This is a genomic window from Spirillospora sp. NPDC049652 (assembly GCF_040675125.1).
GTDB lineage: Bacteria > Actinomycetota > Actinomycetes > Streptosporangiales > Streptosporangiaceae > Spirillospora.
In genome coordinates, this window is sequence record NZ_JBFAOF010001339.1 from 1 (window position 1) to 1,540 (window position 1,540).

Annotated in this window: 2 protein-coding genes; both read right to left on the minus strand. The window is 73.0% G+C overall.

Going from position 1 to position 1,540, the window contains the following annotated elements; genetic code table 11:
* On the minus strand, positions 1-855 hold an 855-nt coding region (locus AB0J52_RS39990; protein WP_500188382.1), incomplete at its 3' end, for a DNA-3-methyladenine glycosylase family protein.
* Positions 856-959: 104 nt separating this feature from the next.
* Positions 960-1,540: iron-sulfur binding domain-containing protein (locus AB0J52_RS39995; protein WP_500188383.1), on the minus strand; the 581-nt coding region annotated here is incomplete at its 5' end.

Here is a 1,540-nt window from a genome sequence, read left to right on the forward strand (position 1 = left end):
GTGCGCCCAGTAGCCCGCCCAGCGGCCGTACGGCTTGCCGAGTTCCTGCACGTCGGCGGGGGTGAGCGGACGGCCGTAGACGCGGGACGCGGCGGTGACGAGCTGCTTGTCGGTCGGCACCTCGTCCGTGCGGCCGAAGCCCCTGATCAGGATGAAGGTGGCCGACCAGGGGCCGATGCCGGGGAGGTTCAGCAGGATGTCCTTGGCCTCCTCGTAGGGCGCCGTGCGCAGGTACTCCTCGTCGAGGTCGAGCCATGCGCGGACGGTGCCGCCGAGGTACTCGCCCTTGCGCATGTTGCCGACGAGTTCGGCGATGCGCCCGGGCGGGAGGGACGCCAGCTGCTCGACGTCCGGAAACGCCCGATACGGGACGTCGTCCACAGTCAGCACGTTGTCGAACGCCTCGGCGAGGGCCTGCTTCTCCTTGGCGGCGACGGGCAGGGCCGTGCGCTGCGACAGGATCGCCCAGACCGCGTTCTCCAGCGGCGTCGGGAATCTCACCTGGTGGTAGCCGTGCAGCCGGTCGATCACGGGCGCGAAGTCGGGGTCGCGGCGGCCGATCTCGTAGAAGGCGGCGAGGTCGTCGTCCAGGCTGAGCCAGGACGTGAGCTGCCGCCGCGCCGCGTCGACCTCGCCGTCCGACGGGGCGGGTCCCTCGGACCACAGGTCGCAGCGCAGCCCCTCGGCGTCCGCCGCGAGCCGGACGGCGAACGTCCGGCCGTTCGCCCGAAGGGCCCTGGTCAGGGTGTCGTCGGTGAGTCGCTGCTGCCCTGCAGTCGGCCGGAAGCCGGACAGGAAGCTCAGCTGCGGCGCGAAGTCGAACGGCTGGACGGCGGGAAGCGTGAAGGTGATCATGACGGCCCTCTCCTTGCCTTCGCGAAGATAATCTACGCGCATCCTAAAGAGGCCCTCGGACATTCCGCCGGGCCGGCCGGCCGGCGCGTCCGGATCCGGCCCGATCAGCCGGGAAGCGCGTAGCGGCCGTCGTCGAGCGGGTCGACCAGCCCGTCGGAGATGAGCCCGTCGAGAGCGCGCTCGCGCTGGACCACGTCCGACCACACGACGTCCAGAGCCGGTTTGGCGACCGGGCCGTGGGCGTCGCGCAGGACGGCGAGCAGCCGGCCCCGGCACTGCCGGTCGGTGCCCGCGTAGGTCTGCCCCCGGCGCGGCGGGCCGTCGTAGGCCGGACGGCCCCGCGCCTGCCACTCGCAACGGTCCAGGACGGGGCAGTCCACGCAGCGCGGCGAGCGGGCCGTGCAGACCAGCGCGCCGAGCTCCATGACCGCCACCGACCAGCGCGCGGCGGTCGGCGGGTCGAGCGGCAGCAGCGACTCGGCGGTCGCGACCTCCGCCCTGGTCTGCGATTTCGGCGGGTACTCGACGCCGTCGACCAGTCGCGCCAGGACGCGGCGGACGTTGGTGTCCAGCACCGCGTGCCGCTGCCGGTAGGCGAAGCTGGCGACGGCCGCCGCCGTGTAGGAGCCGATTCCGGGCAGGTCGAGCAGGGCCTGGTGGGAGTCCGGAACCTCGCCGCCGTGCC